At 60.3% G+C, this 13768-nt stretch carries 11 protein-coding genes and 1 pseudogene; 4 read left to right on the top strand and 8 right to left on the bottom strand.

The features are described 5' to 3' along the window. The first annotated feature begins 239 nt into the window (after positions 1–239). The 4 genes from CUJ91_RS31625 (at position 240) to CUJ91_RS31610 (ending at position 4353) form a co-directional block, all read left to right on the top strand. Positions 240–1385, top strand: a complete 1146-nt coding sequence (locus CUJ91_RS31625; protein ID WP_114158140.1) for a mandelate racemase/muconate lactonizing enzyme family protein — start codon at positions 240–242, stop codon at positions 1383–1385. Positions 1386–1425: 40 nt separating this feature from the next. After that, positions 1426–2769 (top strand): MFS transporter, encoded by a 1344-nt coding sequence (locus CUJ91_RS31620; protein ID WP_114158139.1) that lies wholly within the window; start codon positions 1426–1428, stop codon positions 2767–2769. Positions 2770–2804: 35 nt separating this feature from the next. Further along, positions 2805–3335, top strand: a complete 531-nt coding sequence (locus CUJ91_RS31615; RefSeq protein ID WP_114158138.1) for a nuclear transport factor 2 family protein — start codon at positions 2805–2807, stop codon at positions 3333–3335. Positions 3336–3423: 88 nt separating this feature from the next. Then, positions 3424–4353 carry a LysR family transcriptional regulator gene (locus tag CUJ91_RS31610; protein WP_114158137.1) on the top strand — a complete coding sequence of 310 codons (930 nt, stop codon included), beginning with the start codon at positions 3424–3426 and terminating at the stop codon, positions 4351–4353. A gap of 87 nt (positions 4354–4440) precedes the next feature. Here the strand turns inward: CUJ91_RS31610 and CUJ91_RS31605 are convergent, their stop codons facing one another. From CUJ91_RS31605 to CUJ91_RS31570, 8 genes and pseudogenes are all read right to left on the bottom strand, one after another. After that, the gene (locus tag CUJ91_RS31605) at positions 4441–5295 is read right to left on the bottom strand and encodes an IS4 family transposase (RefSeq protein ID WP_114158494.1); all 855 of its coding nucleotides are present in this window, start codon (positions 5293–5295) and stop codon (positions 4441–4443) included. A gap of 281 nt (positions 5296–5576) precedes the next feature. Continuing rightward, the gene (locus tag CUJ91_RS35000) at positions 5577–5711 is read right to left on the bottom strand and encodes a class I SAM-dependent methyltransferase (RefSeq protein ID WP_341868944.1); all 135 of its coding nucleotides are present in this window, start codon (positions 5709–5711) and stop codon (positions 5577–5579) included. 540 nt (positions 5712–6251) lie between these two features. After that, positions 6252–7276, bottom strand: a pseudogene (locus CUJ91_RS31595) (IS110 family RNA-guided transposase). A gap of 109 nt (positions 7277–7385) precedes the next feature. Then, entirely contained in the window at positions 7386–8576 is a 1191-nt protein-coding gene (locus CUJ91_RS31590) for a M20 aminoacylase family protein (protein WP_114158136.1), read from the bottom strand. Positions 8577–8673: 97 nt separating this feature from the next. After that, positions 8674–10131, bottom strand: coding sequence for an aldehyde dehydrogenase family protein (locus CUJ91_RS31585; RefSeq protein ID WP_114158135.1), 1458 nt, complete (start codon positions 10129–10131; stop codon positions 8674–8676). Then, the gene (locus CUJ91_RS31580) at positions 10128–11405 is read right to left on the bottom strand and encodes an NAD(P)/FAD-dependent oxidoreductase (protein ID WP_114158493.1); all 1278 of its coding nucleotides are present in this window, start codon (positions 11403–11405) and stop codon (positions 10128–10130) included. Before CUJ91_RS31580 ends, CUJ91_RS31585 begins: the two co-directional genes overlap by 4 nt. 86 nt (positions 11406–11491) lie before the next feature. Next, positions 11492–12160 (bottom strand): haloacid dehalogenase type II, encoded by a 669-nt coding sequence (locus CUJ91_RS31575; protein ID WP_114158134.1) that lies wholly within the window; start codon positions 12158–12160, stop codon positions 11492–11494. A gap of 99 nt (positions 12161–12259) precedes the next feature. After that, positions 12260–13585, bottom strand: a complete 1326-nt coding sequence (locus CUJ91_RS31570) for an NAD(P)/FAD-dependent oxidoreductase (RefSeq protein WP_114158133.1) — start codon at positions 13583–13585, stop codon at positions 12260–12262. Positions 13586–13768 lie beyond the last annotated feature (183 nt).

Below are 13768 nucleotides of genomic sequence, written 5' to 3'. Positions count from 1 at the left end.
GTATAGGCGGCCGGCGCCTCTTCCGCACCTGGCAACCAATAAAACGCAGCGCCGCACGAGCCTGTTCCTTCGTGACGTTTTCTGACTAGCCGCTGTGCAGAAACGAGTCATCTGGGCACAGTGTCCTCGGGTTATCCTTTCTCCGACTCCGAGAACATACGGGACCATCGGCAAGCCGGTACGGCACGGGTTTCCCCGCGGAAACCTCAGATACAGGCTGCGAGACAACGAAGGAAACCATGAAGATCGAATCCATCCGCCCCGTGCTGCTGCGGGACGATTACCAAGAGCATGAACGCTGGTTTTTCCCCGGTGGCGGTTCGACAGGCTGGAATGCCGCGCTGCTCGAAATACGCACGGACGAAGGTCTCATAGGCATCGGAGAATCCATCGCCGGCTCTACTGCGCCGCTGGCTTTTCTCGGCATGGTCAAACAACTGGAGCCTTTGTTGATCGGTGCCGATGTACTCGACCGAGCCACGCTGCTGAGCCGTCTGCGCCGTGCCTCGATTTATTGGGGCACCTCCGGCATGGGTGCCGGGGTGGTGAGTGCGATAGACATCGCAATGTGGGATATCGCCGCTCAAGCGAAGGGTGTGCCGTTAAACGTCTTGCTGGGACCCGGCGCGCGACCTGAGGTACCCCTCTATGTCAGTGCGGGCTTTATGCAGTCCGAAGACGCACTGCGAGACGAGATGCGGCGCTGGGTAGATGCAGATTTTCGCGCGGTGAAGATCCGGGCCTTTGGCACGCCGTCTGAAATTCTTCGCACCGTCGGTGTCGCTCGCCTGGCGCTCGGAGAGGACATTGCATTGATGGTCGACCTGAACGCCAACCTCATGCGATCGCCACTCGATTTCGAAGGCGCCTTGACCGTGGCGAAGGGATTCAAGGAACTGAATATCCGGTTTTTTGAAGAACCCATGAAAAGCGACGACGTGCGGGCTTATGCCGCATTGGTGAACCAGTCGCCCGTCGCCATTGCCGGCGGCGAAAGCTTCAGCTCCGTAGAACAGTTCGAGTTGTTATTTGACCAACGAACTTTCCATCTGGCCCAACCGGACACGACGCATTGCGGAGGCATTACCGCGATGCTGAAAATAGCCGACACTAATCGGCATGGCATGCGACTCGCACCGCATACCTGGGGTTCGGGGGTTGCACTGGCGGCCTGCCTGCACTTGGTGACCGCACACCCGTCCTACGAAGTAGGCGAGTTCTGCGGCGTGACGAATCGCCTTCAGACCGCCTTGCTGGTCGAACCCGTGACAGTCGTGAACGGCAACGTACGGGCACCATCGGTTCCGGGCCTCGGCGTCAGGCTGACCGAGGAGATCGAACGGCGTTACGCGCGCCCGGATGCGCAGTTCGCCCCCACCTACTGACTGCCGCAATCCCACTATCACAACGCTAAAGAGACAAGCCATGAGCATTATAACGTTGGTTTCCACAGACCCCGAATGTGACAAGGTTTATCGCAAGATCGCCTTGCGATTAATCCCATTCCTATTCGTGTGTTACGTCCTTGCCTTTCTGGACCGTATCAACGTGGGATTCGCCCAGCTTCACATGAAACAGGACATAGGCTTGTCCGATGCCGCCTACGGCCTGGGGGCCGGCATTCTTTTTGTCGGATATGTGCTGTTCGAAGTGCCTAGCAATATCTATATGCAGCGTGTCGGAGCCAGAAAAACGATAGCCCGCATCATGTTTTTTTGGGGTCTAACGTCAGCGGCCATGCTTCTGGTGAAGACGCCTACGCAATTCTATATCCTGAGATTCCTTCTAGGCGTGTTCGAGGCGGGTCTGCTGCCTGGCGTGCTAATGTACCTAACCTACTGGTTTCCGAAGCGGATGCATGGCCGCGTGATCGGCCGTTTCATGACTGCCATCGTGGTGGCCGGGCTGATAGGCGGCCCGATCTCAGGCGCCATCCTGTCCCATCCGCCGCAACTGTTTGGACTGGCCGGATGGCAGTGGATGTTTCTGCTGGAAGGTTTGCCAAGCAGCATATTGGGCGTTACTACCTGGTTCTATTTGACCGACCGGCCATCGCAAGCTGCCTGGCTGACCGATTCTGAAAAACAAATGGTTCAGGCCGATCTAGAGGAACAGGAAACATCTCAAATCGGACATTCATCCGCGGGCTGGCACTTCGCACTCAAGGACGTCAAAACCTATATTCTCGCGATCTGCTTTTTCACTGTGCAGTGTGGCGGTTATGCCGGACTTTTTTGGATGCCAATCATTATTCGGGAGACGGGGGTCACCAGTGCCGTCGACATCGGCATCTATTCGATGATTCCCTACGGCATCGCCATCGCGGCCATGCTCTTTTGGGGCACGCACTCCGATCGGAAACTTGAACGCCGCTGGCACTTTGCAAGCACCGTCTATATGGCTGCGGCAGGTTTCGCCATTCTTGCGATGTCCCGTGGACATCTGGCAGGTTCCTTGTTGGGTCTTACTATCGCGACCGCCGCCGTTAGCGCCTCCTACCCGGTCTTCTGGTCCATCGTGCCCGCTTATTTGCCGCCAGTCGCTGTGGGTTTCGGATTCGCTTTCATCAACTCAGTGGGCGCAATGGGTGGTTTTTTCAGCCCGTCCCTCATCGGCTATATCAAGAATGAATCGGGGAATGTCACTTACGCGCTGTATCCCATTATTGCCATGCTGATCGCCGGTGCAACAATGCTTTTGTTCGTGATGCGCCAGCAGAACCAAGGTCTTACGCCTCGGGAGTCCGCGGTGCGTACGCGGGCAGTCTGAATATCGTTCCGCCGGACAACCTTCGCGAAAAAGCCATGACACAAGCCGACGACGAACGAGCCATTAAGGATGTCCTGCTGCGGTGGTGCCGTGCCATCGACCGACTCGACTTGCCGGCGGTCCGCGCACTCTTTCATGCGGACGCCACGGACGACCACGTGTTCTACAGCGGCGGCGTGGAGGGCCTGATCATCGCTTTGGCCAACAGGCACCGGCGCATTCCCTTTTCCTGCCATCAGATCGGGAACTGCCTGATCGAGTATTCCGGTCCCACCATCGCCTTGGTGGAGACCTACGCGAAGGTGACACAACATGTAAGGCAGCACGAGGGCGCCACCGTTGTACAATCGAGTTGGTGCCGTTACATCGACCGGTTCGAGCAGCGGAATGGGCCATGGCGCATCGCCCACCGCCTGCTCGTTATCGACGCGGCCGTCGAATCGACGCTGTGTTCACCCGAAGTATTCGGCATTCTGCCCGCCAACCAAGGCCGGCGGGATCTGTTCGACCCCATTTATTCCGCCCGATCAGCGTTGGGTTTAGGAAACGATCCGGGACTCGCCTAATCCCTCAGGAATCATCGGCTCGCCTTTGGATCTACTTTGCCGTGTCGTCCAATCATGGAGCGCGTGTGTTGCCAAAGATTCCAGGACCATGAAGTCAACTCCCAAGATTTCGCTCGAATTACTCGAACTCTATGTCGCCGTGGTGCGTGACGGCACCATTTCTGCAGCGGCGCGTAAGCTGGCCATTGCGCCTTCGCTCGCGGCGCGAAAAATCGCGGCGCTTGAAAGAGAGCTCAATGCACGGCTCTTTGATCGGACGTCGAAAAAAGTATTGCTGACAGAAGCCGGCATCGCTGCGCATGCCTGGGCAGTGCAGGTGCTGGCGAGTCACGATATTTTAGAAGACGAGTTGTCGCTATCGCAAGGGCAAATCAAGGGCACGTTGACCTTAGTTATCAACGAATATCTGTGCACTGCAATCTTGCCGCCATTTTTAGCTCAGTTTTCCCGGAAATATCCCGATATCAAATTTGTCGTACGCATGACGGACGAACTAGTTTCGTCAAACGACCGAGATTTCGATGTCGCGGTCCATACCGGACGGATTCCCGACTCCAGCCTGCGAGGGTTGCGCATCAAAGACCTCCAGCGCATTCTTTGTGCCTCTCCGCTGTACCTGAAGTCCAACGGTACACCCAGGAGATTGGAAGACCTCGCCACCCATGAATGCCTAGTCCACGTGCAAACGCCCAACGGCCTGTGGACGTTTGAACAGGATGGTGTTCTACTAAAGCAGCAGATTCACCAGTCTGTTATGGCGAACAGCTATTTGCCGTTGATCAAATTTGCTTGCCAAGGTATGGGCATTATAAGAGTAAGTCAAGGGTCTGTAAGGGAACATCTTAATTCGGGCGAACTTGTGCAGATACTTCCCGAGTGCAACTGCGTTCATCCGGACGGAAGCGTGCCGGCTACCTGGGTGCTGTTTCCCGACGGCAGAACACTCGAACGCACACGGGTTTTTGTTAATGAATTTTCGGATTATCTGCGCCAACACGTATCAATTGCGGAAGGCTGATTCAACGCGAACCGGAGAGCGGGCAGGCACGTTTTTGAAAAGACTCCTTCCTACGGAACTTCTGTCAGCGTGTGACGAGGCTTGCAATTACCCACTTCGGTTCAAGGCGACTTCATATCCCGGCTGGATATCGGTAAGGCGTTGCATGCCGCGCCACATAACAGTATTGCCCGGAGGCGGGTCGCTGGCGCGAGCGAGATAACCACCGGGTCGCGCGACCTTGATCAGGTTTCGCAAGAGCGGCGGCGCCTGCGTGGTAAGCGGCGAGTCGGCAACCACACGCTCGAGCAAATGGATTTCGTCTGGTGCGAATGCCGCGTCGAGAGGGGCCTCGGTGCACACCGACTGATCATGGTGAGCCAGAATACGCGCCAGCTCAGGATGCAAAACACTGAGATCCAGGTTCGCAAGTCGGTCGGCGGTGCGCAGCTTCGAGTCTTCGGCCTTGCACCCGGACTTGAGAATTTTGTGGAAGGTTTCAATCTTCCAGCGCATGGCGTACCAGTCGAGCTTCTCGATTGCTTCGGCACGTGATCGGACCGAGAGGTTGGTCAGCAGATTCCATTCGATTCCGGAGCGCGCCGGCGGCACATCACGCTCATGCGCGTGAATTACCGTAAGTTGCAGCGCCGGATAACGATTCTGATTACCGATGGGCGGCAACACTGTCATTTGCTGGTAGCGGACCTCAAGGGTCACTGTCATCGGGTGCCCCTTCGCGTCGCGAATCTTGACACGGTGCACTCCTTTGACCTTAGCCTGTTCCATTTCATCCGCGATGGTGTGCTGCCCATCGCCCGCGAGCCGGTCAACGCAGGTTCGCACAAGAAAGTATGTGCACAGGTCGTGCGCCGTACAAAACAGTTCGCAAATGTCGCTTTCCCGATCGCCAACATGAACGCAACGCACCGGTTCGCCTAGCAGCGCTGTCGACTGACGCATGTTCTCCTCTGCAACCGCAATACATTCATGAAAGACGTCGACAGGACCGTGCGCTTCCGATTGAACCGAGCGCGCTGAAAGCCTTGCGCTCCAAACAATCCATGGTCGAACGATGCAATTGCGGGTTGAACATGAATCTCCCTCCGGTCACGAGAAGCTCGCGCACCCTACGCAGCGTTGCTATCACCTCATCGTCGGTTAAAAGGCACTGAAACGCGCGCCCGGTCATAGTCACCACGTCGAACGAGAAATGGTTCGGTGCACTGACGGCATCGCCTGGATCAATTCCACCTCATTCGCACCCGGCGCTGTCGTGCGTAGTTGATCATAATCGACGAGGGGTCGACAGCGACGACTCTATGACCGGCAGCGGCCAAGCGGAGCGCAAAGGATCCAGTACCACACCCTAAGTCCAAGCGGTGCCGAGGCTGTCTGCCGATTTTCTCCGCATGGAAGGCGTAGTCCCAAATCCCCTGGATTCAGTAGATCATAGAGGGGCTACCAGCGAGGATCGGTATAAAGGACATTTTCAACTTCCCACATGTTCCGGAACTTCCCTGAGATGATATGCAAAGGCGCGTGGTCCAATCTTCCAAGTCGGCTTTGCATTCAATCTTTTGAAATACCATTGTCACGAGCGTAGTGAAACGCAACGGCCATTCATTGATTAAACCACCTCGGAGATTATATGAATCTATGATCGCCCCCGTTTTTGCAATACTGGTTTTTGACGTTGTAGTTGGCTTGCTCGAATCTATCCAGCGTCGTTGTGGGGCAGTTCCCCCGCGCCACGATGAGAGTCGCGCCTGACAATCCTATAAACGCCGGCGGCTTTCGGAAAACCGGTTCATATACCAGGTTCTTTGTCAGGCCGATATGCCGTTCACGTCATCAAATTCCCGCGATCGCAGAACCGGTTGGTAGACTGCGGTAGAACAGGAAGTGACCCAGCAGGATCAGGCCGGCATGGTGGTCGAGCCCGGGTCAAATACGGTATGACGGGTTGCCAGCGCCCAAGCAGTACGAGCAAGCTTGTTGGCCAACGCACACGCCACGACGCTTGAATGCCGCCGCGCGAGCATCGTCCGGACCCACTCGGCCAGTCGTCCGGTGTGCTTGTCCAGACGCTGCAAGTAGGACCTTGCACATTGGACCAGTAGGCGTCGGATAGTCTTGTTTCCCCTCTTGCTTATGCCGAGCAGGTTGGCCCGTCCGCCGGTGCTGTACTGACGGGTACGAGTCCGGTCGACGCTGCAAAATCCCGACTGCCGTCGTACTGTTTGCCATCACCCATCTCGGCAGACAGCAGGCTCGCAGTGACAGGTCCCACTCCCGGAACTGTCATCAGGCGCTGGCCCAGATCGTCTTCGGCAAGCTGGCGGCCCATTTCCTTGTCGACTTCGGCGGTCGGCTCGCTGAGGTATTTGAAGTGAGCGTGCAAACGTTTAAGGATAGCAACCAGTCTCGGTGGCAGCGAATGCTCGGACAGAACGACTGGCAGGCACGTAATGACCGCTTTGCCCGTCGGCAGGCTGATACCAAACTCCGGCAGGAAGCCGTGAATTTGATTGACCGTCCTCACCCGGTCCTGCACCAGAGAATCGCGAACCCGGTGTAGGGCTGAAAGCGTCTGCTGTGCTTCCGTCTTTGGCGTGACAAAGCGCATGGCCGGCCGTACAGCTGCTTCGCAGATAGCCTCGGCGTCCACGAAGTCGTTTTTGTTACTCTTTACGAACGGTCTAACGAAGTGCGGTGAAATGAGTTTGACCGTGTGTCCGAACGCCGTCAGCGTACGAACCATGCAATGTGCACCCGTGCAGGCCTCCATTACCACCGTGCAAGCTTGCTCCTTCACGAAGAATTCGATCAACTGCTTGCGCGTTAGTTTTTTGCGAAGCGTCTGCTTGCCGCTGCAGCTCTGGCCATGCAGATGAAAGGAATGTTTTCCCAGATCGATTCCAACCAGCGTCGTGTCTTGCATGATGGCCTCTTCGCTAGAAAGACCCTATAAGCGTAACCGCTCAGGGGTGGGGGCGACCATCTCATCACGCTGCAGCGCCTTTGCCCAAAAAGTGAATTAGCGCTAAAAACTACCGCTGAAAATAGCGCTGCGCCAACTCGACCCAATAACGGACACCGACCGGCAGAATGTCGTCATTGAAGTCGTAGGTCGGATGATGCAAACCCACCGACGCACGATCGGAATTCGCATTGCCGATCAGCACATAGGTTCCCGGCCGCTCTTCGAGCATGAAGCCAAAGTCCTCGGATGTCATGTTTGGGGGCACGTTGGCGTGCACGCGCGCATCGCCGAAGGTGTCGCGCAGCACGCTCTCGCACAACGCAGTTTCCGCGGGCGTGTTCACGGTCGCCGGATAATACTGGAAGTATTCGACATCGGCGCGCGCGCCATAAGCGGACGCCAGCCCCTCGCACATCGCACGGATCTGACGCTGTAGTTGCTGTTGCAACGTCGACGACAACGTGCGGATCGTTCCGCGCAACTCGGCGGTTTCGGGTATCACGTTATCAGTGTCGCCAGCATGCAGCATGCAAATGGAGATCACGCCGGGATCGACGGGATCCTTGTGACGCGCAGCGATGGTCTGGCATTGCAGCACTATCGAGCATGCGAGGGGAATCGGGTCGAGGCCGAGTTGCGGCTGCGCCGCGTGCGCCCCTTTGCCGGTCACGGTGATACGAAAGCGCGAACCGGCCGCCATGATCGGCCCGGTGCGCAGCCCGAACTGTCCGGCGGGCAGGCCTGGCCAGTTGTGCATACCAAACACGGCCTCCGTCGGAAAGCGCTCGAACAGGCCGTCGTCAATCATCTTGCGCGCGCCGGCGCCACCCTCCTCGCCAGGCTGGAACACGAAATGCACCGAACCCGGCAGTTGAGGCAACGTCTTGAGCACGCGCGAGGCGCCGAGCAGCATCACCGTGTGACCATCGTGGCCGCACGCGTGCATCACGCCCGCATTGCACGAAGCATGCGCGAATGTGTTCGCTTCGTGAATCGGCAGTGCGTCGAGATCCGCGCGCAACACGATGCCGCGCGTCGGGTCTTTCCCCGGCAGGCTCGCCACCACGCCGGTTTTACCGAGACCGCGTACGGTCCGATACCCGAGCGCCTCGAGTTCGGACGCGACGATGTCGGCGGTGCGGTGTTCCTCGAAACGCAATTCCGGATGCGCGTGCAGATCATGGCGCAGCTTCGCCCACTGCGCGTGGTGCGCGACATAAAACGGCAACGACGTATCGGGCTCTATAGCGGTTCCCATGTTTTTCAGTCCGGTTGGAAGCGGGTCATCGCGCTGGAAATCGGGCACGCACAGGCGGACGATGAGCGCCGCGTCGACGCAGCAGCGCCCGCCGCCCTCAAGCGTAGTAGCCGAGAATCGACTTGATCTCCAGATACTCTTCCATGCCTTCGACGCCATACTCGCGCCCATTGCCGGATTGCTTGTAGCCGCCGAACGGCGCCTGCGGATCCCAGGCCGGATAGTTCAAATGCACCTGCCCGGAACCGATGCGCGCCGCCACCGCGCGCGCCGCATTGAGGTCCGTGCCCTGCACGTGCGCGCCGAGTCCGTACACGGTGTCGTTCGCGATCGCGACCGCTTCATCTACACTGTCATAGGCGATGATCGCCAGCACGGGGCCAAAGATCTCCTCACGCGCGATCGCCATATCGGGGCGCACGTCCGAGAAGATCGTCGGACGCGCGAACCAGCCGCGCGCAAAACCCGCTGGCCGACCCGGACCGCCGATGAGCAGCTTCGCGCCCTCACCGATGCCCGTATCGATCATCGTCTGCACACGTTCGAACTGTGCGCGGTTGGCAAGCGGCCCGTGAGTCGTCGCCTCGGCGAACGGATCGCCGACCACCATCGATTCGACCGCGGCAACTGCGAGCCGTTCGGCCTGCTGCAGTAGCCCGCGCGGGACGATCATCCGCGTCGGCGCGCTGCACGACTGCCCCATGTTGCGAAACGCAGCCGCGACCCCGAGCGACACCGCGCGCGGTAGATCCGCATCCGGCAGTACCACGTTCGGCGACTTGCCACCCAGCTCCTGCGCGACACGCTTGACGGTCGGCGCGGCGGCCTGCGCGACGAGCACGCCGGCACGTGTCGAGCCGGTGATCGATACCATATCGACCTGCGGATGCGCGGCGAGCCGCTCGCCCACTTCCGGCCCGGTGCCCGTGACGAGATTGAACACGCCGGCAGGCAGCCCGGCCGCCTCGACGATCTCGGCGAACAGCAGCGCCGAGAGCGGCGACAGTTCGCTCGGCTTCAATACGACCGTGCAGCCGGCCGCAAGCGCCGGGCCGACCTTCGCCGTGATCTGGTAAATCGGCCAGTTCCACGGCGTGATCAGCGCACACACGCCGATCGGCTCGCGCACGATCGCGGTCGTGCCGCGCTGCACGCAAAACAGATACGACGCGAGGTTGTCGCGCGCGACCCGAAGATGCTCAGCGGCGAGCGGCACATGAGCACTGCGCGCATACGAGATCGGCGCGCCCATCTCGATCGTCAATGCCTGCGCGAACGCTTCGGCGCGCTCGCGCATCAGCGTGTGAAGCCGGTCGAGATAAGCGGCGCGCTCCTGCGGAGGGCTCGCCGACCAGCGCGGAAACGCGGTCCGCGCGGCCTGGACCGCGCGCTCGACGTCATACGCGTCGCCAAGCGGTAGTTCGGCAAGCGTGTCGCCCGTCGACGGGCTGACGAGCGGCACGAGCGATGGGCTGCCTGTCGGCGTCCATTCGCCGTTGACGAAGATCTGCTCCAGATGTCCGGAGCGCGTCAGGGAGTCGAGCGGGGAAGTCATTGAGTTGCGTCCTTGAAACGATACCAGGCGCCGACAATCGGCAGAAACCATGGCTTGCCGAAATGACCGGGAATCGCTGGCCACGAGAAATCCTTCCACGGGTTCAGATCCGGACGTCCGTCCATGATGTCGGCCATGCGCGTGCCCATCAACGTGGACATCTGCGTGCCGTGGCCGCTGTAGCCCATCGAATAATAGACGCCGTCGCGCTGTCCCGCGCGCGGCAGGCGGTTCTTCGTCATGTCGACCATGCCGCCCCAGCAATAGTCGATGCGCGTGTCCGCGAGTTCCGGAAACACGCCGGCGAGTTGCTCACGCAGGATCTTGCCGCTTTGCTCGTCGGCGCGCGGACTCGACACCGCGAACTGCGCGCGTCCGCCGAACAGTAGGCGATCATCGGGCGTCGTGCGGAAGAAGTTGACGAAGTTCTTCGTGTCGGTTGCCATGCGCCGGCGCGGCAGCAGGCGATCGAGCAGTTCGACCGGCAGCTTCTCGGTGACGATCAGGAAGGCGCCGACCGGCACGATGCGTCGCCGGATCCACCCGAACGGCCCGACCTGCGAGATGCCACTCGCGATCAGCACCTGCTTGCAACGAATCTCGCCACGCGGCGTACCGATCCAGTAAGTGCCGTTCGATTCGCGGCGCAGTGCGAGCACCGGCGTCTGTTCGAGAATATGCGCGCCGCGGCTTTGCGCTGCGCGCGCGAGCCCGCGCACGTAGCGGCCCACGTGCATGCCCGCGCTCCTGCCGAAGATCAGGCCGCCGTGGTAGCGGTCCGAACCGATCTCATCGCGCAGCTCGGCGCGTGTCACGATGCGCGTGTCGGGATCGACGTTGGCCGCGAGCAACGCCTGGCTGCGCACCAGCTTGTCGAAGTGCTCCGGCTTCGCGGCGAGCTTCAGCTTGCCGCTGCGCACGAAGTCGCAGTTGATCGACTCCTCACGGACCAGCCGCTCGACCGTGTCGACGCCGGCATCGAACGCGCGATAGATTTCGTTGGCGCGCTCGGTGCCGATCAGTTGCGACAGGGTGCCGTAGTCCTGCGCGAAGCCGTTGTTGCACATGCCGCCGTTGCGGCCCGACGCCGCCTGGCCGACGGTCCCGGCCTCGCAGACGACGACGCTCGCGCCATTCTTCGCGAGCGCGAGTGCGGCTGTCGTACCGGTGATGCCGCCGCCGACCACGACCACGTCGCACGAATCGACCGGCAGCCCTGCCGACATGCCGACGAAAGGCTCCGACGTATCGAGCCAGTAAGAGGTGAATTGCATCAGATTCCCTTGTTCCCGAACGGGCCACGCCGGCGCGTCGCGAGCCGCTGGCGCCGTCGCCGTCGCCGTCGCCGGCACGGCCCGCTCTACAGACCGACTACGGCCGCGAGGCCGGAAATATCGCGGATCTCGATGTTGTCGTAGAACGGATTGGCCGGCTCGTGACCGCGGTTAACGAACACCTTGTGCTTCACGCCCATGTCGTGTGCCGACATCAGATCGTAGCGGAACGATGATGACACATGCAGGATGTCTTCCGGACCGCAGCCGAGCGTGTCGAACATGTATTCGAACGCACGCAGACGCGGCTTGTACGCGCCCGCCTGCTGCGCGGTCAGCACCGCATGGAACGGCGCGCCGAGCTTCGCGATGTTGTGCGGGATCTGTTCGTTCATCGAATTGGTGAGCGTGACGAGCGGAAACTCCTTCGCGACCTTCGCGAGCCCTGCCGGCACGTCCACATGCGGGCCCCAGCTCGGGATGCTGTCGGAGATGGCCTGCGCGGCTTCGGCGCGGAACGGCAACCCGAATGCCCTGGCCGTGCGTTCGAGCGCGTTATGCACGATCTGTGCATACGGTTTCCAGTCGCCCATCGCCTCGTCAAAGCGGTACGCGGAAAACAGCTTGTTGAAATGCGCCATCTGCGCAGAGTCCAGTTGCGATCCGTACAACGCCTGTGCAGCTTCGTTCATCTGGAAGTGGATCAGCGTGCCGTGGCAGTCGAAAGTGATGTATTTCGGGCGAAACTGTGTCATTGAATCATCCTCAAGTCAGGTTGCAGCATTCGCGACACGGTCAACGAATGCGGGTTGCGCTTTCAAATCATGCGGCGGTCGAGCCCTCGCGCGTGCCGCTCAGAAGTCGGCCACCCGGCCCCACACCGATTTGTCGAACCGTTCATGCCGGTACGGCGCCGGATCGACAATCGGAGTTTCGCCGGTCACGATATCCGCCACCAGATGTCCGACGCCCGGTCCAATGCCGAAGCCGTGACCGCTCAGACCCGCGGCCAATACGAAGCCGGGAAGCTGCGCCGACTCGCCGATTACCGGCACGCCGTCGGGCGTCATGTCGATATAGCCGGACCACGAGCCCGCGTTCCGTGCGGTACCGATAATCGGGCACAGCGCCGCAGCGCGCCGCCGAATTTCCTTAATGGTCGGCTCGTCGACGCTCGGATCCAGTACGCGCATCTGTTCCATCGGCGTCGGCTCGTCGAGGCGCCAGCGCTTGAGGCCTTCGTGTCCCGAACGGATGCCTTCCGTCGTGCCGAAACTGAGGCTTCGCCAACGGCTCGAAAACATCGGCAGGAAATCGCGCCCATAGCGCAACTTCTGGACCGTGGGGTCGAATTTGGCGATCCCGCTGATCGCAAGTGTGAAGGTGCTGTCGCCGCGGCGCGTGATGGTTATTTCCGATGTGTGCATCGCATCGGGAAGACTGCCTCGGGGCAGCGAGACCGCGGCCACCGATGCCCGGATCGTTGCCTGTGGAAACCGGATGCCCAACTGGCGGCAGAACGTCGAGGCCCATGCGCCGCCCGACAAAACCGCCATCGGCGTCCGAATCACGCCCCGTTCCGTGACCACCCCACAGACGCGGCCTGCCTCCGTTTCAATGCCCCGCGCCGCGCAATTCTGATGAACAGTGCCGCCGAGCTTGCGGATCGCACGCGCGACGGCGGGCGCTGCCCGCCCCGGATCGGCGGTTCCGTCGGTCGGCGCGAATACCCCCCCTTTCCATTCACGCCCCGTTGCGCGGCCCCGTTCCTTCGCTTCGCGGGCACCGAAAATCTCGGTCTTGACGCCCGCCGTCCGCGCAAAATCGCACCAGCGCGTCCAGCGCGCGAGTTCGTTGTCGTCGTTGCTCAGGTACAGCAGGCCGCTGCGTTGAAACCCGGTCGTCTCGCCCGACTCGGCTTCGAACTGTTCCCATAGCCGCAGACTCTCGGTTGCGATCGGCAACTCGCGCGCATCACGATTCTGCTGACGAACCCAGCCCCAGTTGCGGCTCGACTGCTCGCCCCCGACGACGCCCTTCTCGATCAGCGCGACCTTCAAACCCCGTTTCGCGAGAAACCAGGCCGTGAAGACGCCGACGATGCCCGCGCCGATCACTACGACGTCGGCGCTGCTAGGAAGCGGGTCCGTGGTATCAATGCGAGTCAACAGTACGCGCATGTGCGACAACTCCTTTCGGATCAAAGACAGTGAATTTCGTTACGGTCATTATCGACTGGCACCCAGCAGCTTTGTTGAATGGTCAATAAAGTCCGCGTTAAGGCAAATTTAATGCGGAAGCCGTTGTCGCACAGTCGCTCTGGTATCGGGGAGGTATGCATTCGGCTGAAAAACACGGCGGCG

The sequence above is a fragment of the Paraburkholderia graminis genome (assembly GCF_003330785.1).
In the GTDB taxonomy this organism is placed as follows: domain Bacteria; phylum Pseudomonadota; class Gammaproteobacteria; order Burkholderiales; family Burkholderiaceae; genus Paraburkholderia; species Paraburkholderia graminis.
This window is presented reverse-complemented; position numbering and strand designations above follow the sequence as displayed.

Coding starts and splice junctions, on each gene's coding strand:
- CUJ91_RS31625 (WP_114158140.1), top strand. CDS start 240: ATGAAGATCGAATCCATCCGCCCCGTGCTGCTGCGGGACGATTACCAA.
- CUJ91_RS31620 (WP_114158139.1), top strand. CDS start 1,426: ATGAGCATTATAACGTTGGTTTCCACAGACCCCGAATGTGACAAGGTT.
- CUJ91_RS31615 (WP_114158138.1), top strand. CDS start 2,805: ATGACACAAGCCGACGACGAACGAGCCATTAAGGATGTCCTGCTGCGG.
- CUJ91_RS31610 (WP_114158137.1), top strand. CDS start 3,424: ATGAAGTCAACTCCCAAGATTTCGCTCGAATTACTCGAACTCTATGTC.
- CUJ91_RS31605 (WP_114158494.1), bottom strand. CDS start 5,295: ATGCGTCAGTCGACAGCGCTGCTAGGCGAACCGGTGCGTTGCGTTCAT.
- CUJ91_RS31590 (WP_114158136.1), bottom strand. CDS start 8,576: ATGGGAACCGCTATAGAGCCCGATACGTCGTTGCCGTTTTATGTCGCG.
- CUJ91_RS31585 (WP_114158135.1), bottom strand. CDS start 10,131: ATGACTTCCCCGCTCGACTCCCTGACGCGCTCCGGACATCTGGAGCAG.
- CUJ91_RS31580 (WP_114158493.1), bottom strand. CDS start 11,405: ATGCAATTCACCTCTTACTGGCTCGATACGTCGGAGCCTTTCGTCGGC.
- CUJ91_RS31575 (WP_114158134.1), bottom strand. CDS start 12,160: ATGACACAGTTTCGCCCGAAATACATCACTTTCGACTGCCACGGCACG.
- CUJ91_RS31570 (WP_114158133.1), bottom strand. CDS start 13,585: ATGCGCGTACTGTTGACTCGCATTGATACCACGGACCCGCTTCCTAGC.